Here is a 691-nt window from a genome sequence, read left to right on the forward strand (position 1 = left end):
AATCATATCTTTACTTTTCCAACCAGCCATAGCCATGTAGTTCATAGCCTCTGCCGCTTCAGATGCTGAGAACTTGGTCTTGGCCCCCATTTCACGAGCCTTTTCCCTTAGGGCATCAAAGTCGGACCCTGTTGCACCAGATACTGCTTTTACCTTTGACATTCCAGAATCAAAATCTGATGCAGTCTTTACAGCCGCTACTCCAAGACCTGCTACTGCAAGAGATACTGGCATCATTTTTCTTCCCACGTTTTCTATATTTTGCCCTGTGTTTTGCCATTTTTCTCCAGTAATAGCTATGTTTTGCAGAGTTTGATTAGTGGTTGCCCCTTGCCTTTCTAAAGATTTAAGAGCTTGTTCTGTTTCAATAATCTCTCGTTTAAGGGCATCATATTGCTCTTGAGAAATCTTTCCTTCTGCAAGAGCCTGTTCAGCTTGTTTTTGTGCCTCTTTTAAAGAGGTTAATTTGTTCTTTGTTTCTTCTAAGGTCTGTCCTAATAGCTTATACTTTTGGGAGATAAGTTCTGTGTTTCCAGGATCAAGTTTAAGAAGTTTATTGACATCACGAAGTTCAGACTGAGTATGTTTAATCTCTGTATTAACTTGTTTTAAAGCTGTCTGTAATTTGGTAGTGTCCCCACCAATCTCAACAGTTATCCCTTTTATTCTATTTGCCAATATCTCACCTCCT

The 691-nt window shown here is 39.7% G+C and carries 1 protein-coding gene; it reads right to left on the reverse strand.

Annotated elements, in window-relative coordinates; all coding sequences use genetic code 11:
- Positions 1 to 678: phage tail tape measure protein (locus tag WKS98_RS09945; protein WP_498918951.1), on the reverse strand; the 678-nt coding region annotated here is incomplete at its 3' end.
- Between the last annotated feature and the right edge of the window lie 13 nt (positions 679 to 691).

This window comes from Lagierella sp. ICN-221743, assembly GCF_037890055.1.
In the GTDB taxonomy this organism is placed as follows: domain Bacteria; phylum Bacillota; class Clostridia; order Tissierellales; family Peptoniphilaceae; genus Mediannikoviicoccus.